The sequence below is a fragment of the Hymenobacter norwichensis DSM 15439 genome (genome assembly GCF_000420705.1).
GTDB lineage: Bacteria > Bacteroidota > Bacteroidia > Cytophagales > Hymenobacteraceae > Hymenobacter > Hymenobacter norwichensis.
Genome location: NZ_ATVL01000014.1, coordinates 108,685 through 134,655, shown reverse-complemented (window position 1 = coordinate 134,655; position 25,971 = coordinate 108,685). Strand labels below are relative to the sequence as shown.

At 60.2% G+C, this 25,971-nt stretch carries 26 protein-coding genes; 18 read left to right on the top strand and 8 right to left on the bottom strand.

All coding sequences use genetic code 11. The features are described 5' to 3' along the window. Window positions 1–9: 9 nt before the first annotated feature. Window positions 10–2,517 (bottom strand): sigma 54-interacting transcriptional regulator, encoded by a 2,508-nt coding sequence (locus G536_RS0125425; protein WP_022826433.1) that lies wholly within the window; start codon window positions 2,515–2,517, stop codon window positions 10–12. Between the two features lie 330 nt (window positions 2,518–2,847). Here G536_RS0125425 and G536_RS0125420 point away from each other — a divergent pair, with 330 nt between their 5' ends. The 6 genes from G536_RS0125420 to G536_RS0125395 all read left to right on the top strand — a co-directional run bounded on the left by G536_RS0125420 (window position 2,848) and on the right by G536_RS0125395 (window position 7,111). After that, window positions 2,848–3,447, top strand: a complete 600-nt coding sequence (locus G536_RS0125420) for a Crp/Fnr family transcriptional regulator (protein WP_022826432.1) — start codon at window positions 2,848–2,850, stop codon at window positions 3,445–3,447. Window positions 3,448–3,490: 43 nt separating this feature from the next. Then, window positions 3,491–4,099 (top strand): Crp/Fnr family transcriptional regulator, encoded by a 609-nt coding sequence (locus tag G536_RS29910; protein ID WP_022826431.1) that lies wholly within the window; start codon window positions 3,491–3,493, stop codon window positions 4,097–4,099. 90 nt (window positions 4,100–4,189) lie between these two features. Continuing rightward, window positions 4,190–5,107, top strand: a complete 918-nt coding sequence (locus G536_RS29905; RefSeq protein ID WP_022826430.1) for a pirin family protein — start codon at window positions 4,190–4,192, stop codon at window positions 5,105–5,107. Then, a complete protein-coding gene (locus G536_RS0125405; RefSeq protein WP_022826429.1) occupies window positions 5,104–5,421 on the top strand; it encodes a GNAT family N-acetyltransferase in 318 nt (105 codons plus the stop codon). Before G536_RS29905 ends, G536_RS0125405 begins: the two co-directional genes overlap by 4 nt. A 51-nt stretch (window positions 5,422–5,472) precedes the next feature. Then, a complete protein-coding gene (locus G536_RS0125400) occupies window positions 5,473–6,072 on the top strand; it encodes an NADPH-dependent F420 reductase (protein ID WP_022826428.1) in 600 nt (199 codons plus the stop codon). 67 nt (window positions 6,073–6,139) lie between these two features. Further along, window positions 6,140–7,111, top strand: coding sequence for an alpha/beta hydrolase (locus G536_RS0125395; protein WP_022826427.1), 972 nt, complete (start codon window positions 6,140–6,142; stop codon window positions 7,109–7,111). A gap of 202 nt (window positions 7,112–7,313) precedes the next feature. On the opposite strand, the gene G536_RS0125390 is transcribed toward G536_RS0125395, so the two are convergent. Continuing rightward, window positions 7,314–8,177, bottom strand: coding sequence for an SDR family oxidoreductase (locus G536_RS0125390; RefSeq protein WP_022826426.1), 864 nt, complete (start codon window positions 8,175–8,177; stop codon window positions 7,314–7,316). Between the two features lie 200 nt (window positions 8,178–8,377). Between G536_RS0125390 and G536_RS0125385 the strand changes: the two genes are divergently transcribed. Then, on the top strand, window positions 8,378–8,794 hold the full coding sequence (locus G536_RS0125385; protein ID WP_022826425.1) for a winged helix-turn-helix transcriptional regulator: 417 nt from the start codon (window positions 8,378–8,380) through the stop codon (window positions 8,792–8,794). A gap of 99 nt (window positions 8,795–8,893) precedes the next feature. On the opposite strand, the gene G536_RS0125380 is transcribed toward G536_RS0125385, so the two are convergent. From G536_RS0125380 to G536_RS32635, 4 genes are all read right to left on the bottom strand, one after another. After that, window positions 8,894–9,634: an SDR family oxidoreductase gene (locus G536_RS0125380; RefSeq protein ID WP_022826424.1), complete on the bottom strand. Its 741-nt coding sequence runs from the start codon at window positions 9,632–9,634 to the stop codon at window positions 8,894–8,896. Window positions 9,635–9,705: 71 nt separating this feature from the next. Then, a complete protein-coding gene (locus G536_RS0125375; protein ID WP_425402146.1) occupies window positions 9,706–10,344 on the bottom strand; it encodes an NADPH-dependent F420 reductase in 639 nt (212 codons plus the stop codon). Between the two features lie 92 nt (window positions 10,345–10,436). Then, the gene (locus G536_RS32640) at window positions 10,437–10,706 is read right to left on the bottom strand and encodes a cyclic nucleotide-binding domain-containing protein (protein ID WP_211223363.1); all 270 of its coding nucleotides are present in this window, start codon (window positions 10,704–10,706) and stop codon (window positions 10,437–10,439) included. A gap of 9 nt (window positions 10,707–10,715) precedes the next feature. After that, complete coding sequence (locus G536_RS32635; protein ID WP_211223362.1) at window positions 10,716–11,027, bottom strand: Crp/Fnr family transcriptional regulator; 312 nt, start codon at window positions 11,025–11,027, stop codon at window positions 10,716–10,718. A gap of 344 nt (window positions 11,028–11,371) precedes the next feature. On the opposite strand from G536_RS32635, the gene G536_RS0125360 reads away from it, so the two are divergent. Then, on the top strand, window positions 11,372–11,644 hold the full coding sequence (locus tag G536_RS0125360) for a UBP-type zinc finger domain-containing protein (RefSeq protein WP_022826421.1): 273 nt from the start codon (window positions 11,372–11,374) through the stop codon (window positions 11,642–11,644). A gap of 64 nt (window positions 11,645–11,708) precedes the next feature. Here the strand turns inward: G536_RS0125360 and G536_RS0125355 are convergent, their stop codons facing one another. Further along, on the bottom strand, window positions 11,709–12,107 hold the full coding sequence (locus tag G536_RS0125355; protein WP_157530955.1) for an SRPBCC family protein: 399 nt from the start codon (window positions 12,105–12,107) through the stop codon (window positions 11,709–11,711). A gap of 143 nt (window positions 12,108–12,250) precedes the next feature. Next, on the bottom strand, window positions 12,251–13,276 hold the full coding sequence (locus G536_RS0125350) for an Atu2307/SP_0267 family LLM class monooxygenase (protein WP_022826419.1): 1,026 nt from the start codon (window positions 13,274–13,276) through the stop codon (window positions 12,251–12,253). 399 nt (window positions 13,277–13,675) lie between these two features. Here G536_RS0125350 and G536_RS0125345 point away from each other — a divergent pair, with 399 nt between their 5' ends. The 10 genes from G536_RS0125345 to G536_RS0125295 all read left to right on the top strand — a co-directional run bounded on the left by G536_RS0125345 (window position 13,676) and on the right by G536_RS0125295 (window position 25,916). Further along, window positions 13,676–13,918 (top strand): hypothetical protein, encoded by a 243-nt coding sequence (locus tag G536_RS0125345; protein ID WP_022826418.1) that lies wholly within the window; start codon window positions 13,676–13,678, stop codon window positions 13,916–13,918. Window positions 13,919–14,330: 412 nt separating this feature from the next. Next, the gene (locus tag G536_RS31260; protein WP_071837836.1) at window positions 14,331–14,705 is read left to right on the top strand and encodes a hypothetical protein; all 375 of its coding nucleotides are present in this window, start codon (window positions 14,331–14,333) and stop codon (window positions 14,703–14,705) included. A 380-nt stretch (window positions 14,706–15,085) separates the two neighbouring features. Further along, window positions 15,086–15,529, top strand: a complete 444-nt coding sequence (locus G536_RS0125330) for a hypothetical protein (protein ID WP_022826415.1) — start codon at window positions 15,086–15,088, stop codon at window positions 15,527–15,529. Window positions 15,530–15,532: 3 nt separating this feature from the next. Next, window positions 15,533–15,793 carry a thioredoxin domain-containing protein gene (locus G536_RS0125325; RefSeq protein ID WP_022826414.1) on the top strand — a complete coding sequence of 87 codons (261 nt, stop codon included), beginning with the start codon at window positions 15,533–15,535 and terminating at the stop codon, window positions 15,791–15,793. 132 nt (window positions 15,794–15,925) lie between these two features. After that, window positions 15,926–16,300, top strand: a complete 375-nt coding sequence (locus tag G536_RS31255; RefSeq protein ID WP_157530953.1) for a hypothetical protein — start codon at window positions 15,926–15,928, stop codon at window positions 16,298–16,300. A gap of 135 nt (window positions 16,301–16,435) precedes the next feature. After that, window positions 16,436–18,802: a TonB-dependent receptor gene (locus tag G536_RS0125315; RefSeq protein WP_022826412.1), complete on the top strand. Its 2,367-nt coding sequence runs from the start codon at window positions 16,436–16,438 to the stop codon at window positions 18,800–18,802. A 61-nt stretch (window positions 18,803–18,863) separates the two neighbouring features. Beyond that, on the top strand, window positions 18,864–20,426 hold the full coding sequence (locus tag G536_RS0125310) for a PepSY domain-containing protein (RefSeq protein ID WP_051167097.1): 1,563 nt from the start codon (window positions 18,864–18,866) through the stop codon (window positions 20,424–20,426). Window positions 20,427–20,493: 67 nt separating this feature from the next. Then, window positions 20,494–20,856, top strand: coding sequence for a hypothetical protein (locus tag G536_RS32445; RefSeq protein WP_022826410.1), 363 nt, complete (start codon window positions 20,494–20,496; stop codon window positions 20,854–20,856). A 179-nt stretch (window positions 20,857–21,035) separates the two neighbouring features. After that, window positions 21,036–23,975 (top strand): glycosyl hydrolase 115 family protein, encoded by a 2,940-nt coding sequence (locus tag G536_RS29885; RefSeq protein WP_211223361.1) that lies wholly within the window; start codon window positions 21,036–21,038, stop codon window positions 23,973–23,975. Between the two features lie 294 nt (window positions 23,976–24,269). Continuing rightward, on the top strand, window positions 24,270–25,916 hold the full coding sequence (locus tag G536_RS0125295; protein WP_026880582.1) for an alpha-L-fucosidase: 1,647 nt from the start codon (window positions 24,270–24,272) through the stop codon (window positions 25,914–25,916). Window positions 25,917–25,971 lie beyond the last annotated feature (55 nt).

Genomic DNA, 25,971 nt, shown 5'->3' with positions numbered 1-25,971 from the left:
GGTTATTGGTTACTCCGCCCGGCTTTCTTTGCGCGAGGCGATGCCGAGCTTTTTCATGCGGGCCTCTAGCGTGGTGGCTTTTACGCCCAGCAGCACGGCGGCCCCGCGCGGGCCCCGGATGCGGTAGTTGGTTTGGGTGAGGGCGGCCAGAATGGTGTCACGCATGGTATCCTGCATGGGCTTCACCTCTGGGCGGGCGGGCACACTGGGCACCAGCGGCGCGGCGAGCTGCAAGGTCGGCGGGGTGGACAGGATGGCGGCGCGCTCCAATACGTTTTCCAGCTCTCGGATATTGCCGGGCCAAGCGTAGTGCTGAATTTGCTGTAAGGAGGCGTTGGCAATGTTAGTAAAGGGCTTGCCGAGTTTCTGGCTGAGCTTGCGTAGCAAATACGTGGCGAGCGGTAGCAGGTCGTCGGGCCGGGTGCGGAGCGGCGGCAGCTCCAGCGGAAACACGTTGAGCCGGTAATAGAGGTCGGCCCGGAAGCGGCCGGCGGCCACTTCTTCGGCTAGCTCCCGGTTGGTCGCGGCAATAATGCGCACATCGACCTTGAGCGGGCCTTTACCGCCCAGGCGCTCAATCTCTTTTTCCTGGAGCACGCGCAGCAGCTTGGCTTGCAGCTCTAGGGGTAGCTCGCCGATTTCATCCAGAAATAGGGTGCTGCCGTGGGCTAGCTCAAACTTGCCGATGCGACGCTCGGTGGCACCCGTGTAGCTGCCTTTTTCGTGGCCAAACAGCTCTGATTCCATCAATTGCGGGGGTAGGGCGGCGCAGTTTACCTTCACCATGGTGCGGGCGCTGCGCGGCGAACGGTCGTGCACGGCGCGGGCAATCAGCTCTTTGCCGGTGCCGGTTTCGCCCAGCAGCAGCACGGTGGCATCGGTGGGTGCTACCTGGCCTACCCCCCGCAGCACGGCCAGCAGCGCCGGGCTCGTGCCGATGATTTCCTCGAAGTTGTGGCTGGTTTTCAGCTCCTCGCTGAGGTAGGTATTTTCCTGCTTCAGCTCCTCACTCAGCAGGCGGATGCGCTCGTAGGCCAGCAGGTTCTCCAGGGCCACAGCCAGCTGCTCGGCTAGCTCTTGCAGCAGCCGCAAGTCCTTGGCCGTGTATGCGTAAGCTGCCTTGCTGGCGACGATGAGTACGATGGCTGGCTGGTCTTTCAGCCTGATAGGCACCGACATGGACGACTTAAGATTCAGTAAGTTGCCGTAGTAGCGCGTCACCGGGTTTAGCTCACGCGCTTGCGCGGCGGCCTCCCCGACGTTGAGCAAGGGTTCTTGCAGCCAGCCGTCCAAGCCATCCAAGATGCGCGGGGGTTCTGCGGGCGAGTCGGGCAGCGGCATGGCTTCCAGGGGCAAAAGCTGTAAACGGCCACCTAGGTTGCCGACAGTGGCGTCCATGGCGCTGGGGTTGCGCAAGACGCGCCCAACCCGGTAGAAGCTGAGTAAGTCGAGGGGTAGCAGCTCGCTAATAGCGGCCGCTACTTGGGGCGCTATGTCGGCGATGTGGCGGCCATTGCGGAAGGCGCTAGCCACGGCTAGCTCAGTGGCCTTGACCAATTGCCGACTTTCCAACTCCTCGTAAGCCAGTAGGTTATCCAGCGCCAGCGCAATCTGCGGGATGATGAGGCTGATAGCGGTGTAGTCATCATCTGAGAACCCAGCCGCCGCCGTGGTGCCTAGTTGGAGGCTGGTAAACGTGCGCTGCTGCAACACCACCGGGAAAAACGCCATGGATTGCACCCCGAAGGTTTCGCCCACTGCCCGCGCCATGCTGAACTCCTGACTCAGCTTCTCAAACGCCGGGCCACTGAAAATGCCCCGCCGCTCGCCCAGTTCGGCGGCCGTAGGGTGGGCCAGCATACTGAGCCGTTCGGTGGGCGTATCGGGACCTAGAAGCTCGGGCAGGTGCACCCGCTCAAACGTGCCCTGGGGCGTGCGGCGCAGCAGCATCCAATAAAACGTCTGCTCTTCGGGCTGGCTCAGGCACAGGTTGAGCACGGTGATGGGCACAAACTGGTTGACCTGGGTGGCAATGGCGCGGCACAGTTGCTCACGGTCGTGGAGCGTGGCAATGGCTTCGTTCACCGCTATTTGGGTTTGCTGCTGCTGGCGCAGCCGGGCCTCTTGGCTGTGGGCGTGGCGGTAGCGAGCTATTTCGAGGGCCGCCAGCACGTCCCGCTCGCGGAAGGGCTTGTTGAGGAAACCGTATGGCTCGGTGACTTTCGCCGCGGCCAGCACGTCGTCGGTGAGGTTGGCCGACAGGAACACAAAAGGAATGCGCTGCTCATTCAGCCAGTGCGCCAGTTCGATGCCCGTTTCCGCCCCTTTCAGGAAAATGTCGAGCAAGACCACGCTGGGCCGCGTTTCGGCCACCAGCGCCCGCGCCTCCGCCCCCGACTCGGCTAGCCCGAGCACTTGGTAGCCCGCACTTTCCAGAATATCTCCTAGGTCATTGGCAATGAGAAACTCATCTTCCACAATGAGCACGAGGGCGGCGGGTTCGGCAGGGTCAGGCATAAGCGGTGGGGTAGAAATTGCAACTGGCTGCCTGGGTGGTCGAGGAGTTGAAAGCAGGTGGCGGTGCGGCTGGCCTAGCCGCAAGCCGCACTGGTGAAAGATGGGCTGCAAAGCTGTCGCCTGCGGCACGTTTATCCAAAAAATTCTCCAATATATTGGATAATCCAACACAATGGAGAATTTACTAATTAACTATCTCTTGCATTTTTTGGCTATTAACCACCTGTTTTTGAGAATGGTGTGTAGTGTTAAGCCGAGTAGGTTGGGCGGTTGGCACCTATTTGGCAACCCACCAAGTGGCTACCGATTTTCTGCCTTTTCGCCCATGCTATGCAGGTTCTCCGCGACTACATCGACCAGCAAACCCGCTCCACCATTTCCGACGCCGATTTCGCTCTGGTGGCGGCCGAATTGCTGCCCTACCGACTCCAGAAAAGGCAGTTTCTCTTGCAGGCCGGCGAAGTATGTCAATACCAGGCCTTTGTGATGCAGGGCGCATTGCGCCTGTACACGATGGATGCCCGCGGCAACAAGCACATTCACGTGCTGGGGGTAGAGAATATGTGGATTGGCGACCGGGAAAGCTGGGCGCAGCTCACGCCTTCGCCCTACTACATCGACGCCGTGGAAGATTCACAGCTGCTGCTCATCAACTGCCCGCAGGCGCAGGGGCTGGTGCGCACCGTCCCGCTGGTGGCCGAGCTGGTGCGCATCCAGGACGAGCGCAATGCCATTGCCACCCAAAAGCGGCTGCACGATGCCATTTCCTGCTCGGCCGAGGAGCGGTATGTCGCCTTTATTGCTCAGCACCCTACTTATGTACAGCGGTTTTCGCAGCTCATGATTGCCTCCTACCTCGGCATTTCGCCCGAAACACTGAGCCGTATCCGCACCAAGCTGCTGCATGTTCCTGCAGCGGCTGGCATCTGAATCTAGGGTTTCGAATGCTTGGCCTACCCTTACGCACGACGCTATGCACGCTTTTCGCTCCTACATTGACGCTGGTATTTCGACGCCCGTTTCCGACGCGGACTTTGCCCGCATCTGTGCCGCATTTACGCCGAAGAAGCTGCGAAAGAAGGCTTTCCTGCTGCGGGCGGGCGAGGTGTGCAAGCACTTTGCCTTTGTGCTGGCGGGCGCTTTGCGGATGTACAGCGTAAATGAAAAAGGCGGTGAGCATGTGCTCAGCCTAGGGGTTGAAAACTGGTGGGTCGGCGACCGGGAAAGCTGCGTGTTGCTCACCCCATCGCGCTATTATGTGGAGGCGCTGGAAGATGCCAGCCTGCTGCTGATAACCCACGCGCAAATGCAGGAGCTACTCTGCACCGTGCCAGCCTGGGCCGACTTGATGCGAGGGTTGGACCATCGCCACAATATTGCCACGCAGAAACGCTTGGAAGCCGCCATTTCCAGCACGGCCGAAGAGCGCTATGTGGCTTTTCGGGCGCAGCATCCGACGTTTGAGCGGCGGTTTTCGCAGCAGCTGATTGCGTCTTACCTCGGCATTTTGCCCGAAACGCTGAGCCGCATTCGCACCCGGTTGCTGGCGGCCAAGCCCCAGCTGGCCGAGGTGCTTTCTTGATAAAAGTCAAGAAACCTCCCTTACCAAGCTGGCCACCTTTGTAGCAGCCGTAGCGCCTCGCTAAAGGCCCTGCACACTAGCACGCACGCCATGACCAAATCCATCATCGCGCAGGTTGGGGGTACCAATGCCCGGGTGGGCAAACTGCTCGTCAACCGGCTGCTGCCCAGCCGCATGGTTGCCGCCGTGGGGCCGTTCGTTTTCCTCGACCATGTGTACCCCACCCGGTTTGAGCCCCAGGTCCCGAAGGCGCCCACCGGCGAAACCGCCCACCCGCACCGGGGCATCGCCACCTTTACCTACGTGCTGAGCGGCGCCCTCGAGCACTACGACAGCGCCGGCCACCACGGCGTGGTAGCCGCCGGCGGCGCCCAGTGGATGAAGGCCGGCCGAGGTGTGCTGCACGACGAAAACTCCAGCCTCGATTTTCAGGCCAAAGGTGGCGTGCTGCACGCCTTGCAGTTCTGGTTAAACCTGCCCGCCTGCCATAAAGCCGATGCCCCCGACTACCTAGCCCTGCACGCCACGGCGGTGCCCGAAGTGCTGCTGCCCGAGGCGGCCGGCAGCCTGCGGGTGCTGCTCGGGGCGCTGGGCGATGCCGCCTCGCCGGTGCCCACCAGCAGCCCGCAGTTCTTGTACCACTTGCAGCTCAGTCCCAAGGCCACGTTTACCCTGGCCACCAAAATCGGCCTGGACTACGCCGCCTTCGTGCCGGCCGAGCCCGCGCGCATCAACGGCGAGTTACATGGCCAGAGCGAGTTAGTGCTGTTCGGCGCGGAAGTCGGGCCCATCATTTTCACCAATCCCAGCATCGAGCCGGTGAGCGTGCTGGTGTTTGGCGGCCAGCCGATACCCGAACCGCTGGTAGCTCAAGGCCCCTTCGTGATGAACAGCCACGCCGAAATAGCCACGGCTTACGAAGATTTTTTCGCCGGCGAGTACGGCCAGATTACCTACGAAGTCGTCACGTCGCCGCAAGATTTATCGCCCCGCATCACCCTGCTATGAACCCAAACTACCAAGCCCTTCCCCTCACCGATAATACCTACGACCAGCAATTCGAGTTGACCATTGCGGATGCTACTGCGCTGGTGCAGTACCAGCTGCATCACCAGTACCTCAGCCTGGTACATACCGAAGTGCCCACCGACTTGCAAGGGCAAGGCGTGGGCAGCGCCCTCGTGGAAAAAGTGCTGCACCTAGCCGATGAGCGCCACCTGACCATCATTCCGTTGTGCCCGTTTGTGGCGCGCTACCTCCACCAGCACCCCGATTGGTACCGGCTGGTGGCCTCCGGCTACCGGCCCGCCAGTGCGCACTAGCAAGCTGCTTGCTCGCAACTTCTTACTCAAATTTCACCTCAACCTAAACGCATGAAAATAGGAACTATTGGCGCGGGCAATATTGCCCAAGCGTTTGTTCGCCACGCGGCCAAAGCCGGCTTCGAGATTACCATCAGCAGCAAATCGGGGCCGGCCGCTCTCACCGCGCTGGCGGCCACCCTCGGGCCGGGCGTACGGGCGGGCACCGTGGAAGAAGCCGTGCAGGCCGACCTCGTGCTACTCTCGGTGCCCTGGGATGCCGTGGCCGAGGTACTGGCCCACGTACCCGCCTGGCGGGGCCAGGTGGTCGTGGACACCACCAACGCCATCCACTTCCCCGACTTCAAGCCGCTGGACCTGGGACCCAAAACCTCCACCGAACTCGTGGCCGAGCAAGCGCCCGGCGCCCGCGTGGTCAAGGGCTTTAATGCTACGGGAGCGGCTATTTTGGCCCTCGACCCCAACGAGGGCGGCGGCAAGCGGGTCATCTTTATTTCCGGCGACGATGCGTCGGCCAAGGCGGAAGTACTCCAATTGCTCGATGCCATGGGCTTTGCCGGCATCGACCTAGGGAGCCTGGCCATCGGGGGCCGTTTCCAGCAGTTTCCCGGTCCGCTGTCGGGCACTAATCTGGCTCAGTTTCCGGCATAGCGGCGGGCTGCGCAGTTTCTCTTTCATCCTGCACTACTACGTGTGCAACTCGCAATTTATCAAACTTATGCAAGCTCCCCCTTTTGCCACCGACCAACACCTCGACCCGCAGATTATTGAGTTTCTTAAAGCCATTAATACCGGTGGCCCTGGCCTCGAAACCCTGCCCTTACCCGACGCCCGCCAGGTATTGGTCGGCGCGCAAGCCTCGGCCACCGTGGACCTTTCGGGTGTGGAAACCACGCAGCGCACCATCGAACAAGACGGCTACACGGTGCCCCTGCACATCGTGCGACCCAACGGCACCGCGGGTACGGTGCTGCCCGTATTCATCTTCATCCACGGCGGCGGCTGGGTGCTCGGCGACTTCCCCACCCACCAGCGCATGGTGCGCGACTTGGTCGTGGAATCGGGCTTCGTGGCCGTGTTCGTGGACTACACGCCCAGCCCCGATGCGCAGTACCCGCAGGCCATCAATGAAATCTACGCCGCCACCAAGTGGGTAGCCGCGAATGGCGCCGAAATCAACGTAGACGGCCAGCGTCTGGCCATGGTGGGCAATAGTGTGGGCGGCAATATGTCGGCCGTCACCTGCCTCATGGCCAAGGAGAAAGGCGGTCCGCACATCAAGCTGCAAGTCCTGATGTGGCCCGTAACTTCCGCCGCCTTCGACACCGAATCGTTCGAGTTGTATGCCCAGGACCGGTTTCTAACGGCCCCCCTGATGAAGTGGATGTGGAGCACCTACACCACCGACCCCGCCGAGCGCGCCCAGCTATACGCATCGCCCCTCAACGCCACTTCCGAGCAGCTAGCCGGCCTACCACCGGCCCTCATTCAGGTGGCCGAAAACGACATCTTGCGCGATGAGGGCGAAGCCTACGGCCGTAAGCTCAGCGCGGCCGGCGTGCCCGCCACCACCATCCGCTACAACGGCATGATTCACGACTTTGGCCTGCTCAATGCCCTGGCTGAGGTGCCGGCGGTCAGGTCGCTATTTGTGCACGCGGCAGCCGAACTCAAGAAGCACCTCGGCTAGGTTACCGCTCGGCTTTCACTCTTCTTAGCCCCTGCTTTTTATCCGATTTGAGGTAAAATGCAGGGGTTGTTGATGAACTTGTGGCGCGGCCCGTAATTGGCTCTTTTTATCTCTAGCTAAACGCATTCCGAATGAAAATCGCCTTAATTCACTTACGTGGTCCAGTTGGCTAGTGGCTTAAGGTAGAAGAGCCTACAAGCGGTCAGGCACCAGGAAAATACGTCGTTTTCAGGTACTCCCGCAACGACATGGGCTTGCGGCCTAGCAGTTGCTCCACAGTATCATCCGTGCCGGCCAACATGCCATGCTTGGCGGCGGCACCCCACTGGGCGAAGAAGTTGGCGACGGGTTCGGGGAAACCGGCGGCTACTGTCTGCGCGATGTAGGGCGCCAGTTCGCTGCTGCGGTAGGTGATGGGCAGGCCCGCCAGCGCGGAGAGCTCCCGGGCGATGTCGTGAAACGAATAGGCCTCGCTCCCGACCAGAGTATATTCCTGGTTTTCATGGCCTTCGCTGGTGAGCAAAGTAGCTGTGGCGGCGGCTAGCTCGGTCCGCTTGATGAAGGCTATTTTGCCTTCCCCCGCGGGGAAACGTATTTCCTTCTCCGGCACCTCGCTGCCAATCAGATACCCTAGGCCTTCAAAATAGTAGCCGTTTCGGAGAATAGTGTACACCAGCCCGGACGCTTTGAGATAGGCTTCCGTGGCTAGGTCGCTTTCCGTCACCTCCGTCAGCACAAAGTCGGAGCTGCGCTGGATACTGGTGTAAAATAGGTGCTTGACCCCGGCTTCCTTGGCAGCGTCGATGACGTTGCGGTGCTGGCTCAGCCGGTCAGTAAATGCCACGGCGGAAACCAGTAGCACCTTCTCGATGTCCTGAAAGGCTTGCACCAGCGCAGGATAGTCGAAGTAGTCGGCTTGCCGCACGTCGACGCCCCGCTCGGCGAGGTCCGTGGCTTTGCTGACGTCGCGCACCAGGGCGGCGATTTCCGTGGCCGGGGCGGTTGTGAGCAGGCAGTCGATGGTTTCGTGGCCCAACCCACCGGTGGCTCCAGTTACTAAAATCATGGTTAGAGAGAAATAAGGACCACTGCTGCGTGGTCGGTAAAAAGGCTTTTGGTGGTGGTGGTTGAATTTTGAAGGTGCCCGCAAGCAATTCGGCGCCCAACAGTAGCAGAAGCAAAACCTGCGTACATTTGCTTGCGATTTGCAAGTGCAAAGATGGCTTATAATGCTTGCAAATTGCAAGTAAAAAATAAACCTTTTTTATGAAAGAGCTAAAACAGCGTTCTACTTGCTCCATCAGCACGTCGCTCGACGTGCTCGGGGACAAGTGGACGCTGCTGATTGTGCGGGACATCGTGTTTGCGGGTAAGTCGACCTATGGGCAATTCCTGCAATCGGCTGAAAAAATGGCGACCAATATTCTGGCCGACCGCCTGGCGCTTCTGGAGGCGCAGGGCATCTTAACCAAAGCCGTCGCCGCCGATAAGAAATCGAAATTCACCTACCGCCTGACGGAAAAAGGTGTGGATATCGTCCCCATTTTAGTAGAGTTCATCCTGTGGGGCGCCAAGCATGGCCCCACCATTGTGGACCCTGGCTTGCTGGCCGAGCTCCAGACTGGGAAAGAGGCGGCCGTGGCGAAGTACCAGCAACTCGCCCGTGAAAAGGCCCTGACGTAAGCAGCAAACCGTTTCTGGGCAGATAGCTGAAAAAAGCGAGAGCCAGGCAGTGTGCACCGAATGCACACTACCTGGCTCTCGCCTTTTTTACTCAACAAGTTAGATACTCATACCGCCGTCGATGGTGAGGGCGGCGCCGGTCACGAAGCGGCTTTCTTCGCTGGCAACCCAGGCCACGAAAGCGGCCACGTCGGCCCCGCGGCCGAATTCGGGGATGGCCATTTGGTTGCGCATCCAGTCGGCGTAGGGGCCATCGGCGGGGTTCATGTCAGTGTCGGTGGGGCCGGGCTGAATCAGGTTTACCGTGATGCGGCGGGGCCCTAAGTCGCGGGCCAGGCCTTTGGTCAGCCCCAGCAGGGCGGCTTTGCTGGTGGCATAAAGCGTGGTATTGGCCCCCGGCACGCGCTCGGCCAGGTTGCTGCCGATGGTGATAATGCGCCCGCCCGCTGGCATGTGGGGCAGCACGGCCTGCGCCGCCACAAACGGGGCTTCGACGTGCACCGCCATCATGTGCCGAAACTCGGTTAGCGTATGGTCTTCCATGGCTTTGCCATTGGCGATACCCGCGCTGTTGACCAGAATATCGAGCCGCCCGAAAGCCGCGGCGGCTTGCCCAATGGCCGCTGTGAGGGCCACCGCGTCGGCGCTATCGGCCCGGATGGCCAGCACTTGTCCGCCCTGCTGGGTTAGCTCGGCGGCGAGGGCGTCGGCTTTGGGGGCCGAGCTGACGTAGGTGAAGGCCACGGCGGCCCCGTCGGCCACCAAGCGCTTTACGATGGCGGCCCCGATGCCGCGGCTACCGCCCGTTACGAAGGCTACTTTGTTGCTAAGGGATGTCATATAGAAAGAGGTTTCAAAGAAGACAAGAAGTGCTGGCTACGAAATGGCTCATTGCCAGCCCAAAAGCGGGATTAAGCGACTTTGAGTAAGTTGAGGGTGGGAAGCGGGCCGCCGGGAAACTGCTGGAGCTTGCCGCCCTCGTGCAGCAGACCCAGGTCGATGCCCGCAAAGCCCATTTGCTGAAGCAATCCGGCCACCGTGGCCTTGGCGGCGCTATCGTTGCCCGAATAAAAAATGACGCGCTGGCCCCCGGCCTCGCGCGGGTTGGCGGCCAGTACGGCGGGCATCAGGGTATTGAAGGCCTTCACCACCCGCGCGCCCGGCACCAAGCCGGCCACCACTTCGCTGGATGGCCGCCCGCCCAACTCGGCCAACCGAAAACCGGGCAGGAGAATGGGATTTGTGGGGTCGATAACCAAACGGCCCTCCCACGACGAAACGCTGGCCGCAACGGGGGCCACCTGCTCCCAGGGCAAAGCCAAAAAGACGACCTCGGCCTGGGCGGCCTCGGCTACGGTGCCGGCGCGGGCGCGCCCGCCCAGTTGGGCCACCAGCGGCGCCAAGGAAGCCGGCCCGTGCCGGTTGCTCAGCACCACTTCGTAGCCAGCGCGCACGGCCTGTGTGGCGAATGCGCGGCCAATAGCTCCCGCGCCAATAATTCCGATTTTCACGTGTTTTTCGTTGATAATCAGCTCCGTTGCTGACAACACAAAAGTAGAATGGCTCCTAGGCGGCCTTTCTTGATATTTGTGGGAAAAACACCTTGACTTAAGTCAAGACTTTCAGCGGGTGCTGGTGCTACCTATTTGGTATTCAGGCCTCTTATACGGTTGAGGGTTTCGGGCGACAACCCCAGGTAGGAGGCAATCATGCGCAGGGGCAGGCGCTGGGCAAGCTGGGGGTACGTCTGCACAAACTCCCGGTACTTGGTTTCTGCATCGGCGCTGATGGCCGTCTGGATGCGGCGCTGGCTGGCGAGGTAGGTGCGGTTCAGCAGCCCATCGATAAGCTCGTGGAAGGCGGGCACCTCTCGGGCAAATTGCTCGAAATCGGCCTTGGGGAACAGGAGCACGTCGGTATCTTACAGAGCGTCAATATTCTGGCGCGAGGGCTGGCCACTCAGCAGGCTTTCCCGGTCGCCGGCCCACCAGTTTTCGATGGAGAATTTAAGCATATGCTCCCCGCCTTTGGCATCGACCTGGTACTGCCGCAAGCAACCCCGGCACACAAAGGCGTAGCACTGCCATACCTGCCCCTCGTGCAGCAGAAACTGCCGCTTGCGCAGGTGCTGGGCGCTGCTCAGCGCGGCCAGGCGCGCCCACTCGGCGGGCGTGAGTTGCACCTTGGCACGCAGGTAATTTTCAAACACGTCGCTTATGGCAGCGGTGAGCATGGCGAGCAAAATATGGGCGTCTGGGAGGCTAGCAGGGCAGCCGGCTTTTGCGAACCTAGCGGTTTTGGGCTTGGGTTTTCTTGATAAATATCAAGAGAAACCCGGTAAGCAGGTGGGCACCTTTGCCAAGTCAAGCCTGCAGGACCAACGTTCACTTTATGAAAACCATTAGTGGCATTTCCGCCGCAAACCGGGAGGTAGTCGTGCACCAGCTGGCAAGGCCTTGCTCGAACAGCACGAAAAAAACGGCCTAGATGCTGCGGCCTCACCTGAAGTAACCGTTTAGATGGCTTGGGCCACCTAAGCATCTCACCATCTTTAATTTAACCTACAACACTTTTGCTATGGCTTCTATTTGCTCCCACCTCTCGGCGCTCGACCCGGCGCATCTGAAAACGGCCCCGCAGCACGTCTGCCCCGAGTGCGTGGCCCTGGGCGACACCTGGGTGCACCTGCGCACGTGCCAGGAGTGCGGCCACGTCGGCTGCTGCGACCAGTCCAAGAACACGCACGCCACCAAGCACTTCCACGCCACGCAGCACCCGGTAGTATCGTCGGCCGAGCCCGGCGAGCGGTGGGTATTTTGCTATCCCGACCAGGAGTTTGCGGAGTACTAGACCGTCAGTTCGTCCGCTTTCGCCCAGATAACTCAGAATGCGTCGTCCCTAACGGCTGCGTTACCTAGCTTTTCTCCATCAGCTCTTTAAGCTTGCTCATTTCCTGCTCAATCAGCTCGACGGCGTGGTAAAACGGCTCATCGGGCATCACCGCGGGCTTCGTGAAGGTCATCATGAAGTGGGCGCCTTCGCTGCCGGCCACCACCCGGCACGGCACCCGCCAGTTGCCCTCCACGGGGTCGTTGAATTCCTGGTCAAGGATGCCCAGTTCCCGGTTCGACAGCATTTTCACGTGCTGGGTGCCGCGGGGGCCTTCCATGAGCCAGTAGCCCTCGGGGCCAGGCGCGGCGCTGAACACGTTGTGAATGGCCCACTGCGGCCAGTTGGCCAAGTCATTGATGAAGTCCCACACCCGCTCGGGGCTGGCCTGGATGTTGACGGTTTTGGTGATGGTACTGGCCATAAGAAGATAATATTGCAGCCAGTCGCTAAGCAGCTTGGCCGAGTGAAAATAACCGAAGGTGCAAGCCAAATAAGCGTTGGCAGCCTCATTAACTGCTGAATACCTGGCGTTTTAGACACGTTTTGCAGCGCTACCGCTCACCATTAAGGGCGGAGCAGCGGGGCGACGCGCGTGCCTAGCAGCTCAATGGCCCGCAGCAGCTTGGCGTGGGGAAGGGTGGCCACGTCCAGCTGAAAGGTGACCCGCGAGATGCCGCCCAAGGCCTCGCCGTGGCGCAAAATCTTGGCAGCCACTTCCTCTGGATTGCCTACCAGCAGCGCCCCCAACGGCCCAATTTGGGCATCGAACTGGCCTCGTGTTATGGGCGGGCCGCCCCGCTCCCGCGACCGGTTGGTGAACGTGCGGGCGTAGCCGGGGTAAAAGTCTTCCACCGCTTCCTCGGTCGTATCGGCTACGTAGCCCAGCGAGTGCAACCCCACTTGCAGCTGCTCGGGCGCGTGCCCGGCTCGCTGGCCTGCCTCGCGGTATAGGTCCACTAAGGGCCGAAAGCGGTGCGTATCGCCGCCGATAACGGCCACCATCAGGGGCAGGCCCAGCGTGCCGGCCCGCACAAACGACTGCGGCGTGCCGCCCACCCCTAGCCAAATGGGCAATACTGGCTGCATAGGCCGGGGGTAAATGCCCTGCCCGCGCAGCGCCGGCCGGAACTTGCCCTTCCAGTGCAGGTGCTCTTCGCCCCGAATGGCGAGCAGTAACTCCAGCTTTTCCTTGAAAAGGGCGTCGTAATCATCAAGGTCGAAGCCGAACAACGGAAACGCCTCAATGGACGAGCCGCGCCCTACCACCATTTCGGCCCGGCCCTGCGAAATCAAATCCAGGGTGGCAAACTCCTGAAACACGCGCACCGGGTCGGCGGCGCTGAGCACAGTCACGGCGCTGGTCAGGCGGATGCGCTGGGTGCGTGCTGCCGCAGCTGCCAGAATAACGGCGGGGGCCGAGTCCAGAAACTCCGCTTTGTGGTGTTCGCCAATGCCGAATACGTCCAGCCCTACCTGGTCGGCCAGCGCGATACGGTCGAGCAACTGCCCCATTGCTTCCGCGCCGCTGGGGGTGCGGCCCGTGCCGTTTTCGAGCAGCGCCGCCGCGAAGCTATCAATTCCGATTTGCATAAAACCTTGCCTTAGTATGAATTACTTATTATAAGCCGGTTGTCTGTTGAAGACTGCCTATTTGCTACCGTACCGGGGTTACTATGCAAAGGTGTTTCGTAGCAGTGAAGAAATACATTGATATTAATCAATAAAATATGCTAGCAAACGGCCATGGCTGTTGCAGACCCTGCTATCCTATTTGCTGCTTTATTGTTAGCGTGAGTATGCAAGGTCAGAAGCAGTTCACCGATATAGAGAGCAACCATTTGCGGCTCTCTGAATGCGCATATAACTCAAATTCGGTAAGTAAGCAGGCTGCTACTCATCATAAGAATTAATCGTGGCGCGTGCTGCAACAGGTCACCACTTGTTAAAGGGCTTCTTTTGAGTGCTTAGATAGGACCTTCGCTTCAAGTATTGTTAAAAGCTGACACCACTAAACCGGTAACAAGGCGGCTGTTTCTGGGGGCGGCCCTACAACGCCAGCTCATCGGCCAGGATGCAGCGCTGGACTTGGTGCTCCTGCCCTTGTTGGCCAACATTGACAACGAGCAGGATTTGGCAAAGGCGCTTCGGCAGCCGTTGGCCCGCACGGTGCATTCGGCAACGCTTTTAGAACAGGCGGCTCACCCGCTGCCGGGTTGGTACGGGCATTTTTAGTAGCAACACAAGCTCGTGAGTTCATCCCGCTTGCGCGGCAACCTCTCCTCATCACAAAAGTCCAATGGTATGCTACAAGTCGCCTACTGCACGCTTATTTTGCCTACTGTGTTGGTAACAACCACTCTGGTTACAAGGAGAGCCAAGGCACTTTGCCCTGCAATAGCAAGAATTGCATGGTGCTGCCACCCGGTCAACGGGCGCAGGGCCGGTGCTGTTTGCAACGCACAGTGGCCTTACCACAAGACCCAGTTTGAAGACTGGCTAGAACGTATAAACCGAGAACCTGAGTGCCACCAGCGGTGAAATTATGAAGGCGCGCTTTACAGGTGCGGGATGCACTTGGTTTGGTGCTTCCCGCATTGCGTTGTTCCTTTGCCGTCGAAGCGTTTCTATCCCGCTTCCGTTGCGCGTGCGTCAAGCTGTTGCCCTTTTGCTGTTGTTCTCGCTCTCGGTGCATTGCGCCGGGCGGCTGGGCATTGTAGCCGGTTGGTGGCTCAACCAGGACTACATTGCCCGAGTGCTATGCATCAACCGCGACAAACCCCAGCTGAAGTGCAACGGCAAGTGCCATCTAGCCAAGCAGCTCAAAGCGGTGGAGCAGGCCGAGCGCAAACAGCAGCCGGACAGCAAGCAGGCGTTTCAGGAAATTACCTTGTTCTGCGCCGCCGTGCTGCCCTTGCGCTTTACGGCCCCCGTATGGTCGGCCACGCCACTCCGGTACGCTGACCTGCGCGTCGGCTCCTACGGTTGGGACGGTACCAGCCCCGACCACCCACCGGCATAAGCCCATCTCCCTTTTCCTGGCCCTAACCGCCCGCGCGGATTGGCTTGCCATGCGCTATCTGCTGGCTTATAGGCGCTGCTAAATCAGGGACAACTGCTTGCTAAACTATTCGTTAGCACGTGCTGACTTGGCTGTATCTAGCCAGGAAAAGAGAGCCCAACTAAACGTATCTGCTTCTGTTTTTGCCCTTAGCCGTCGGCTCGGGTATTGGATACGCGTATCCACACCAGCCGTATTCCGCCGGAAGCGGCTTGGCGGCTAGTGCGGGTACTGCCATTAAGCGGCAGCATCCTGAGTTCGGTAGCACTGCCTTAGCTGCTTGCGCACCCGACCAACTGGCGGGCTGCCTGTTCTGTTTTTCTTCTTTTCGACTTCGATTTATGAAACAGCTTCTGTCTGTCTTTCGGCGGCTATTCCTGCTCGCCCTGCTGACGGCGTGCCAGCCTGATTCCACTTCCCACACAACTCCTGACGCAGCTAGCATTGGCCCCACCCGTGCCAGCGTCATGCAACACCACGATTCCCTGATGAGCCGCATGGATGCCTTGAGTACCGAGCGCCAGCGCCTGCAACAGCAGCTTGCCACGCTCGATACCACCAGCACAACCAGCCGTGGCGCAGCTCGGATGTTGCGGCGACGCGCTAATGCTTTACTCCAAGCCGATGCGGCCATGATGGACTGGATGCACCGCTACAAAGAGCCGGATACCATCCGCCTGAGCGCGCACCAGTACGCCGACTTCTGGGTTGACCAGGCTCAGCAACTCACACAGTTGGACCGCCAGATAACCACCGCGCTGGACTCCGCGCAACGACTTCGTTAAGGCATGCGCTACTTTCTTAAGCTGCCGCATTTGCGCGGCCTGCTCGTTAGGCTCGTGGCCCTCTCGTACCTTATCACGGGCTGCGCTGAGGCTCCTTCCACCAAGCGGCTGCCTCATCTGGGCGAGCCTAAAGTACTGGCCGCCGGCGACATCCTCTGGCCCACCGTGCCCACGTTCCGGGTGCTGAACCAGGACAGCGTGGTGGTGACGCCGGCCACGTTTACGGGCAAGGTGTATTTGGCCGATTTTTTCTTCACGACCTGACCACAGGACGCCAACCTTGCGGTTGCCTGGTAGCGGGCGGAGTGGTTTACCCGGAAAGCTTCCGGGGATATTCAATACCAAGTACTTACCTGATGCGTCCTTGCGGGCGCTCTACCTGTTATGCGGCGAGTGGTGGCCCTTTTGCTTCTTTGTTCGCTCTCGGTGCACTGCGCCGGGCGGCTGGGCATTGTGGCGAGCTGGTGGCTCAACCAGGACTACATTGCCCGGGTACTGTGCATCAACCGCGCCAAGCCGCAACTGCACTGCAACGGCAAATGCTACCTGGCCAAGCAGCTGCGAGCCGTTAACGCCGCCGAACAGAAGCAACAGCCGCTTGGTGGTAAGCAGATCTTTCAGGAAATCACGCTGTTTTGTACGCCGCTGCTGCCGGTTCAACTGCTGCTGCCCGCCGGGTTCCAAGCAACGCAACTTGAATACGCCACGTTGGGCGTGAGCAAGTACGCCTGGGACCGGCCGGGCCCCGACCACCCGCCCGCTGAGGGCTGATGAAAACTCGCCTTTTCTGCGTTTTGGCGCGCCCCACGGGCCGGCTGCCGCGTGCCCATTATCGGGCTGTGCGGGGCGGGCGGGTACGTGCCGCTCATCAGTCATTCTTCTTGCTCAGTGAAACACCTTTCTTTCTTGCCCTTAGCCCTATTAGTGAGCCAGGCGGCGCTGGCGCAGCATTCTTCCCTGACGGGGCGCGTGTTCGATGCCACCACCAAAGAGCCCCTGGTTGGGGCCACCGTACGTACGCCGGACGGCAAAACCGGCACCAGCACCAACAACTCGGGCTATTTTTCGTTGCCCACCGACGCCGCCCAGGTGGTTGTATCGGCTATCGGCTACCAGTCGTTTACTTTGACTCCTACGGCCGATGGCCAAGCCCTGCGGGTCGCGCTGTCGCCGACCGTGGAGGATTTGCAAACCGTGGTGGTGACGGCCAGCCGCGAAGCTCAGCTGCGCACCGACGCGCCGGTAGCCATCAGCAAACTTTCGCCGACCGTCATTCAGGATACCAAGGCCACGCTGCTGACGGAGCTGATTAATAAGGTGCCGGGTGTAGTGATGCTCAACTACGGCAACGAGCAGCACGCCATGGGCATCCGCCAGCCGTTCGGCACCAACGCCTACTTTCTGTATCTTGAAGATGGTATTCCGCTGCGGCCGATGGGCGTATTCAACCACAACGCCCTACTGGAGTCCAACCCGCTGGCCATCAACTCCATTGAGGTGGTGAAAGGCCCGGCTTCGTCACTCTATGGGCCCGAGGCCGTGGGTGGCGCCATTAACCTGCTGACCAAGCGGCCAACCAGCGTGCCTACCCTCAGCGTTGGGGTGCAGGGCGACCAGTACGGCTACCGCCGCGTGCAGTTCGGCGGCGGGGGCATGTTGAATGCCAAGCTCGGCGCGTTCGTGAGCGGCTACCTGGCCCGGCAGCGCAATGGCTGGCAGGCGCAATCCGATTACGATAAGCAGTCGGTTAATGCCCGGCTGGAGTACGCTTTGACCGACAGAACCCGCTTGACGGCGGCCACTTCCTACAACAACTACAAGTCCGAAACCAGCAGCTCGGTGGATAGTGTGGCGTACTACCGCCGCGAATACTCCTCGACGTCCGACTTCACGTACCGCGACACCTACGCCCTACGGGCCCGCCTGACGGCCGAGCACCAGTGGAACGAGCAAAACAGCACCACGCTCACCACCTATTTCCGCGACAACCGCGTGGGCCAGAACCCCAGCTACGGCATCCGCTGGACCAGCGGCGCGCCCACGGCCCGGGGCGAAGTCAACGTCAATGCCTTTAAGAGCTACGGCGTGCTGGCGCAGCACAGCGTGAAATTCAATTGGCTGGGGGCTCGGCTGCTGGGAGGGGCCAGCTTCGATTACTCGCCCACGCAGTACAACGCTCATCAATTGGACCTAGCCGCTCAGCTGCGGCCCGATAAACGGTCGGTGGAGAAATACACCATCATGGCCGACCGCCCGGATTTGCTTCTGGCTGACTACGACACCGACCTACGGAACTCGGCCGTGTACGCCCAGCTCGATTTGCACCCCATTCCTAGCCTCACGGCGCTGCAACTCACGCTAGGCGGCCGGTTCGACCGCCTGGCCTTCGACTACCACAACTACCTGGACCAGTCCGTCGGCTCGAAGCAGTACCAGCAGGCCACGCCCAAGGTGGGTGTAACCTACGACCTAGGCAAGGGCCGCGGGCTATACGCCAATTACTCGCAAGGCTTCTCGCCGCCCGGCCTGACGTCCATCTTCCGCCGCAAGACGACCACCCCGGCGGGCGCCCCAGCCGAGTTCTACTACAACCTGCAACCGGCCCGCTTCTACAACCGTGAAATCGGGGGCTGGGCTTCCTTACTCGCCAACAAGGTATACGTGGATGTAGCGCTCTATCAGCTAGATGGACGCAACGAACTGCTTAACATCCGTCAGCCCGACAACTCCACCGACTACCAGAGTGCCGGCAAAACCCTGCACCGAGGCGTGGAGTACGGCCTGACCTACAAGCCCACCTCGGAATTGTTTTTCCGCTTCGGGGGCACCAATGCCGTGCATCGTTACGAGGAGTTTGTACTCAGCACAAAAGCCACCGATGCAGTGCAAAACGTGAACGGCCAGCAGATGCCCCAAGCCCCGCGCTGGGTAGTCAATACCGAGCTGACCTACAAGCCGCAGTGGCTGCCCGGCCTGCGGTTGGCCACGGAGTATCAGCACATCAGCGCCTGGTACCAGAACCAAGTAAACACCGTGCGCTACGCCGATAAGGGCCTGTTCGGGGCCAAGGGCGTGAGCGTGCTGAATCTGCGCACCGGCTACAGCTGGCACGAAACGCTGGAGGTGTTCGTGAACGTGCTCAACCTCACCGATGAGCCCTACGCCACGGCAGCCACCCGCGGCAACGCCGCCTCCGACCGTTCCACCTACACGCCCGGCGCCCCGCGCACGGTGTCGGTGGGCATGCAATACAACTTCATTGGCAAAAAATAACCGCCGCCGGCCGTGGCTCCCTTCGTGGGGCGCGGCCGGTCTGGGCGCATCTTCTCCTCTTATGCAAACCACCTCTTCTCACCCGCCAGCAACTCCTGCCCGGCGGGGCCCAGTGCGCCGCTACGTGCAGCGCAACATCTACCGCTGGCACCGAATTATCGGCCTGATTACCATTGTTCCTACCATCTGCTGGACGCTGAGCGGGCTGCTACACCCACTGATGAGCAACTGGCTGCGGCCCACCATTGCCCGGGAGTCGCTGCCGCCCGTGCCGGCGGCCCAACCTGTGGTGCCGCTGACGCAGGTATTGGCCCGGCACGCACTGGATAGCCTGCGCAACGTGCGGCTGGTGCGCTGGCAGAACCAACCGGCGTACCAAGTGCTGCTGGGCAGTGCCACGGCTGCGCCGCGCTATTTCAGTGCCGTTACGGGGGCGGCCCTGCCCGCTGATGCCGACCAACAATTTGCTGGCCAGCTGGCCCGTTACTTCCTCCAGGATTCCACTGCACGCTTGGTTTTAGCAGAGCGACTTACCGGCTTCTCCACGGATTATCCGTTTGTGAACCGCTTGCTGCCGGTGTGGAAGCTGACCTTCGAGCGCGCCGGCGTGACGACCGTGTACGTGGAAACGATGCCGGCGCGGTTGGCCTCATTCAACAATCCTACGCGAGCCGCTTTTCTGCGCTTTTTCAGTTGGCTGCACAGCTGGAGCTGGCTGGAACAACTCAGCGGGAGCAACACGGTGCGCGTAGTGGTGGTGCTGGTGGTGCTGAGCGTCATTCTGGCTTCCACCCTCAGTGGGCTAGCCATCTATGGGTTGCTGTGGGGTCGGTTCCGGAAGCCGCGCAACTCGCAGGACCAAGTGGGCTGGTTACGTAAATATCATCGGGCCGTGGGCCTAGCTGTTGCTTTCGTCACGCTTACTTTCGCCGGCAGCGGCGCGTTCCACATTTCCCGCAAGCTGCACCCCGACGAGCGGCTACGTTTCCAGCACGCCCCGCTTCTGGCAACAACGGTCCTCACCACCGACCTGACCCAGCTGCCCCTGGACTGGCTCAGAGTACAGAATGTGGGCTTGGTGGATTTGAATGGGCAGGCCTACTATCAGGTCATGGCGCTACCTGCTCCTAAGCCCACCGTAGGAAGTGCCCCCGGCGCCAGCACCGGCCAGCCCGTTGAAGCCGTGCGTGTGCCTGAGGCAACATATTATAGTACTGCCACCGGGCAAGTATTGCCGGGCGGCACCATGCAGTACGCGCGCTTTCTGGCCAATACTTTCTTAGCGCAAGCCGATGGCCAGCCTGCCCCACCCATCAAGCAAACTGAGCTGATAGACCACTTCGAGGGAGAATATGGCTTCGTGAACAAGCGCCTGCCCGTGGTAAAAGTGGCCTACACTACTCCCGCCAAGACCACTCTATACGTCGAGCCGGCTACGGGCCGCCTCGCCGCCCGCGTGGAGAATGCCGACCGTTATGAGGGTCTTTCATTCGCCTTTTTGCACAAATATCACGCCGTCGGCAGCCTAGGCAAGAACGTGCGCGACGCCATTACAATGCTGGCTGCCGCTGGTGTGCTGGCCGTGTCGTTGCTGGGTTTGTGGCTATTTGTAAAAGTTAAGTAGCGCACGCTGTTGAGACAACAACTAAAACCCCTCATTCTGACTGTAATGCAGTCTACTAGAAGTGCCTGTGGCTGGTAGCACGGTACCCTTCCGGTGGCCGACGGGCGACTATGTATGCGGCCGCGACATCGGCTGTGCCGTCTCAACGTACCACTTCCGCAATACCATTTGGGCTAGCACCTCCACCACCGACATGCGTAACGCCAACCACAACTTTGTGCGAACCTTCACCTACAACAACCCGGCTGTGCTGTTCGGTCGTACGGTATCGGCCGATGCGCGCTGTAGGCCTACCAGTCCAAGGTTATCACGGTATTTAACCACCCCACCAACCTACTATGCCAACCCGGCTACCTTCCTGCTGAAAGAGGTGGCAGGTGGTACTTCAGCACCGGCACAACTTGTTTCCCATTCCAATTCCAGCCTCTGAAATTGAGCGCAACCGCGAAGTGGCACTGAAACAGAATCTAGTGTATTAACTGTCATGAGCTACTGTTCTGTAGTGAAAGGATAGTGGCTTCTTGGCAGCTTTTCTAATTCTTACCTGGCTTACTTTACCCAATGGGAAAGTGGAAATTCTATATAGTGCTGGCGTTGCTTCTCGGAAGTTTGCGTTGGTCTGCCGTAGCGCAATCTTTTGAGCCCGGCCCGGCAACGGTGAGGCTGGCTACCGATTACAGTCAGCAGGTCTTCCCGTTGGTGCACCAGCGTACAGCTACCGCCCTTTATGTGGACGCCCAGGATGCCGAGGTGGTGCGCGTTGCCACCGAGGCGCTGGCTAATGATATCAACAACATCACAGCGCTGAAGCCGCAGACCAACGGCGCTACGGCGCCGTTGGCTACGTATTCCGTTATCATCGGGACGCTGGGAAGCTCACAACTGATTGACCAGCTGGCTGCGCAGAAAGTGGCTGGTATTCAACAGCTCAAAGGGCAATGGGAAACGTTCAACATCAGCGTGGTAGACCAGCCATTCGGTAAGCCAGGCAAAGCGCTGGTTATTGCCGGCAGTGACCGACGCGGCACGGCGTTTGGCGTGTTTGAGGTGTCGCGCCGGTTAGGCGTCTCGCCTTGGTACTGGTGGGCCGACGTGACGCCTGGCCGCCGGGAGAACCTCTACCTAACAGCGGGTACCTACCAGAGTGCGCCGCCCACCGTCAAGTACCGCGGCCTGTTCCTCAACGATGAGGATTGGGGCCTGCAACCCTGGGCTGCGCAGAACCTGGATAAAGACATTAAGGACATCGGGCCCAACACCTACGCCCGGCTGTTTGAGTTGCTGCTGCGTCTGAAAGCCAACCTCATCTGGCCGGCCATGCACCCAAGCACCAAGGCCTTTTTCCACTACCCCGGCAACCCACAGGTGGCCGACCGCTACGCCATTCTGGTGGGAACCTCCCACGCCGAGCCCATGCTGCGCAACAACGTGGACGAATGGCAAACAGCTACGATGGGGCCCTTCGACTACTTCCGCAACAAGGCCACCGTGTTCAGCTACTGGGAACAGCGCGTGAAGCAGGCCGCCAACATGGAGGCTATCTACTCGCTGGGCATGCGCGGCGTGCACGACAGCGGTATGGAAGGCGCCAAAACCCCCAAAGAAGCCGCTCAGATGCTGGGGGGCATCCTTACCGACCAGCGGAACCTGTTGCAACGCTACGTCAACCCCAACGTGACCCAGGTGCCGCAGGTGTTTACTGCCTATAAAGAAGTGCTGGACGTGTACGACCAGGGCCTGAAACTGCCCGACGACGTGACGCTGGTTTGGCCCGACGACAACTACGGCTACATCAGCCGTTTGAGCAACACGCAGGAGCAAGCCCGCGGCGGGGGCTCCGGCGTATACTACCACGCCTCCTATTGGGGCCGCCCCCACGACTACCTTTGGCTCAGTTCCACCCACCCGGCCCTGATTCGGGAGGAGATGATGAAGGCTCACGCCTTGAAAACAGACCGGCTGTGGGTGCTTAATGTGGGCGACCTCAAACCGCTGGAATACAACACCCAGTTGTTTCTGGACATGGCCTACCAGGCCCAGCCGTTTCAGCAGAGCGCTTATGTGCCGGCTCACTTGCAGCAATGGCTACAGGAGGCGTTTGGGCCGGAACAAGCCCCGGCTTTGCGCCAGATTTTGTGGGAGTACTACGACCTGGCCTTTGAGCGCCGGCCCGAATTCATGGGCTGGAGCCAGACCGAGCCTACCACCAAAACCAACCGCACCGCCTACAACCACTTCGCCTACGGCGACGAAGCCCAGCGCCGGCTGGACCGCTATGTTGCCCTGGAAAACCAAGTCAAGCAGTTGCGGGCACAGATACCGGCGGCGCGGGCTGATGCCTTCTACCAGTTGGTGTACTACCCAGTGGTGTGTGCCTCTTTGATGAACCAGAAGTTTCTGTATCAGGACAAGAGCTACCTCTACGCCCGGCAGAACCGCGCCAGCGCCACCGACTACGCCCACTGGGCCCAGCAGGCTTACGCGCAGATTGAGGCAGAAACCGAATACTACAACCAGCAGCTAGCTAGCGGCAAATGGCGGGGCATGATGTCAATGAAGCCGCGCAACCTGCCTGTGTACCAGGCACCCACGGCGCCCGCTTTACGTCTCGACACCACCCGCGTATGGGGTGTAGCACCGGAAGGTCTGACACTCCAGGATTCCGCGGCCACCAGCCCGAGTTCGGCGTTGCAACTACCTACGTTTCGTCCCTGGGGCCCGGCCAGCTACTTTGTAGACGTGTTCCTGAGTCGGCGGCAGGCAGTGCGCTGGAAGGTAAAGGCGCCCAAGTGGCTGACGATTTCCAGCCACTTGGGCACCCTTACGACGGCCGTAGGGCAGCAACAGGAGCGGCTACTGGTGCGCGTGGATTGGCGTAAAGTATCCACAACCAACGACGCCACCAGCTTTCTGACCTTTACCGGGGCCGGTAAAACGTTTCGGGTGGCCGTACGGGCCAGCGCGGCGGCCGGCAACCTTCCGGCCAACTATGCCGGGTTTGTGGAAACTAACGGCTACGTTTCGCTGCTGGCTAGCCACTACAGTCGCAAAACCGACCACCCCGCCCGGCGTTGGGAATTGGTAGCCGGCCTGGGGCGCGCCGGCAATGCGTTGCAGGCCCAGCCGTTGCACGCCACGCCACCAGCCCCGGCCGGTGCTATGCCTGCGGCGTCTTTTGTCGAGTACGACTTCTATACGTTCACGCCGGCTGCGCCCACCGTGCACGTCTTCACGCTGCCCACCCACCCGGTGACGCAAGGCGCCAGTGTGCGCTACGGCGTGTCAGTGGATGATGGGCCGATGCAGCTACTGGACTGCAAAACGGTAGGCCGCTCCGAGGAGTGGAAGCAGAATGTACTCAGCAACAGCGCCCATCGGCAGGTCACGGCCGCGTCGCTCCGGCCTGGCCCGCACACGCTCAAGCTCTATCCGCTGGATCCTGGCGTCGTGCTCGACCGAATCACCATCGACCTGGGCGGTCTGCAACCCGCTTACGGTATCATTACCGAAACCCGCTGGCTGCGGCCTGAAAAGACTCGTGCACGTTAGCCTCTAATCATCAGACACTGAACTCTACGGCGCCGCGCAGTTGCAGGCGCATTTCAACTCAGTTGCCGAGCAGGTCGCCAGCCCTACTCAGTTTACGGGCATGTCTACAGGAGAGGAAACTTTGTGGTCGGTAAAAATGAGTTGTAGCCCATTCCGCAGTCGGAGCGCGACCTAAACAAAAATCTAACGCAAGACCCAAGCTATTAGAATGATGCCGGGCAAGAGTCAGCCAGCCTTGCCAACTGACTCTTGCCCGGATCGTTACTTGCTCTCATTCCTTTTTAGTGTTTGATGATGAATAGAAGAACCCTGCTCAAAAACCTCGCTCTAGCTGCGCCCACCGCTTGGCTGCCCGGCGTAGTAGCCGGCCTCAATTGGAGCCCATTGGCCCCTACTGCCAGCCCCTTTCAGCCTACCTGGGACTCGCTGGCTCAGTACCAAACGCCTGAGTGGTACCGCGACGCCAAGTTTGGGCTATGGGCGCATTGGGGGCCACAGTGCCAGCCCGAGCGTGGCGACTGGTACGCCCGCGGCATGTACGAGGAGGGCTCAGACCAGTACAAGTTTCACGTTGCGAAGTACGGGCACCCGTCTAAATTCGGCTTCAAAGACGTGATAAACGAGTGGAAGGCTGAGGAGTGGAATCCCGACGAGTTGCTGGCTTTGTATAAGAAAGCCGGGGCCAAGTACTTCGTGTGTTTGGCCAACCACCACGACAACTTCGACCTCTACGACAGCAAATATCAGCCTTGGAACTCGACCCGCCTAGGTCCCAAAAAAGACCTGGTGGGCGGCTGGGCCAAGGCCACCAAAAAGCAGGGCCTGCGCTTTGGCGTGAGCGTGCACGCCGCCCACACCTGGAGCTGGCTGGAAACCAGCCAGCGCGCCGACAAAAACGGCCCGCTCGCCGGCGTACCCTACGACGGCAAAATCATGAGCGCTGACGGCAAAGGCAAGTGGTGGCAGGGCTACGACCCACAGGCCCTCTACGCCCAAAGCCACCCCCTGAGCGAAAACAGCCAGGACAACGGCATGATCCACCGGCAGTGGAATTGGGGTAATGGCGTGACGCCGCCCAGCAAAGAGTATTGCGAGAAATTCTACAACCGCACTATTGAGCTGCTGGACAAATACGAGCCCGACGTCGTGTATTTCGACGATACGGCCCTGCCGCTTTGGCCCGTGAACGACGCCGGCCTGCGCATCGCGGCGCATATGTACAACACCAGCGTCCAGCGCCACGGCGGGCGCAACGAGGCCGTTATCCTGGGTAAAATCCTGACGCCGGAGCAGCGCAAGTGTTTGGTCTGGGATATCGAGCGCGGCCAAAGCAACCAGATTGAGTTTCTGCCCTGGCAAACCTGCACCTGCATCGGCCAGTGGCACTACGACCGCCGCATCTATGACAACCACGGCTACAAAAGCGCCAAAACCGTCATCCACACCCTCATCGACGTGGTGAGCAAAAACGGCAACTTGCTGCTGAGCGTGCCTGTGCGCGGCAACGGCAGCATCGACGACCAAGAGCGCGCCGTGGTGGAAGGCATCGCCGCCTGGATGCAGGTAAATGGCGAGAGCATCTACGGCACCCGGCCCTGGAAAATATTCGGCGAAGGCCCGGCCCAGGAAAACGCCGCCGCCCTCAGCGCCCAGGGCTTCAACGAGGGCAAGGGCAAGCCTTTTGGGGCCGAGGACATTCGCTACGTCACCAAGGGCAAAACCTTGTTTGCCACTGCCCTAGGGTGGCCCGCCAATGGTCAGCTGCTGCTCAAGTCGCTACCTGCGGGCAGCCCGAACTACCCCGGTAAAATCAAGCAAGTTGAGCTTTTGGGCATGCCGGATAAGCTTAAATTTGAGCATACAAAGTATGGGCTGGCTGTGATGCTACCAACTCAAAAACCCAATAGCATTGCTTACGCGCTGAAGATTATGCCGGCCTAAAAACTGCCAAACTCCATTCAACTTAGGCTATTCTGCATTACCTGCCTGGGACAAG

Bases quoted from the DNA above. Each gene is read 5' to 3' on its own strand.
- G536_RS0125355 (WP_157530955.1), bottom strand. From the start codon at position 12,107: ATGGCCAGTACCATCACCAAAACCGTCAACATCCAGGCCAGCCCCGAG.
- G536_RS0125385 (WP_022826425.1), top strand. From the start codon at position 8,378: ATGAAAGAGCTAAAACAGCGTTCTACTTGCTCCATCAGCACGTCGCTC.
- G536_RS0125360 (WP_022826421.1), top strand. From the start codon at position 11,372: ATGGCTTCTATTTGCTCCCACCTCTCGGCGCTCGACCCGGCGCATCTG.
- G536_RS0125420 (WP_022826432.1), top strand. From the start codon at position 2,848: ATGCAGGTTCTCCGCGACTACATCGACCAGCAAACCCGCTCCACCATT.
- G536_RS0125330 (WP_022826415.1), top strand. From the start codon at position 15,086: ATGAAACAGCTTCTGTCTGTCTTTCGGCGGCTATTCCTGCTCGCCCTG.
- G536_RS0125395 (WP_022826427.1), top strand. From the start codon at position 6,140: ATGCAAGCTCCCCCTTTTGCCACCGACCAACACCTCGACCCGCAGATT.
- G536_RS29905 (WP_022826430.1), top strand. From the start codon at position 4,190: ATGACCAAATCCATCATCGCGCAGGTTGGGGGTACCAATGCCCGGGTG.
- G536_RS0125310 (WP_051167097.1), top strand. From the start codon at position 18,864: ATGCAAACCACCTCTTCTCACCCGCCAGCAACTCCTGCCCGGCGGGGC.
- G536_RS29910 (WP_022826431.1), top strand. From the start codon at position 3,491: ATGCACGCTTTTCGCTCCTACATTGACGCTGGTATTTCGACGCCCGTT.
- G536_RS0125390 (WP_022826426.1), bottom strand. From the start codon at position 8,177: ATGATTTTAGTAACTGGAGCCACCGGTGGGTTGGGCCACGAAACCATC.
- G536_RS0125350 (WP_022826419.1), bottom strand. From the start codon at position 13,276: ATGCAAATCGGAATTGATAGCTTCGCGGCGGCGCTGCTCGAAAACGGC.
- G536_RS0125405 (WP_022826429.1), top strand. From the start codon at position 5,104: ATGAACCCAAACTACCAAGCCCTTCCCCTCACCGATAATACCTACGAC.
- G536_RS0125295 (WP_026880582.1), top strand. From the start codon at position 24,270: ATGAATAGAAGAACCCTGCTCAAAAACCTCGCTCTAGCTGCGCCCACC.
- G536_RS0125400 (WP_022826428.1), top strand. From the start codon at position 5,473: ATGAAAATAGGAACTATTGGCGCGGGCAATATTGCCCAAGCGTTTGTT.
- G536_RS0125380 (WP_022826424.1), bottom strand. From the start codon at position 9,634: ATGACATCCCTTAGCAACAAAGTAGCCTTCGTAACGGGCGGTAGCCGC.
- G536_RS32635 (WP_211223362.1), bottom strand. From the start codon at position 11,027: ATGCTCACCGCTGCCATAAGCGACGTGTTTGAAAATTACCTGCGTGCC.
- G536_RS0125425 (WP_022826433.1), bottom strand. From the start codon at position 2,517: ATGCCTGACCCTGCCGAACCCGCCGCCCTCGTGCTCATTGTGGAAGAT.
- G536_RS0125325 (WP_022826414.1), top strand. From the start codon at position 15,533: ATGCGCTACTTTCTTAAGCTGCCGCATTTGCGCGGCCTGCTCGTTAGG.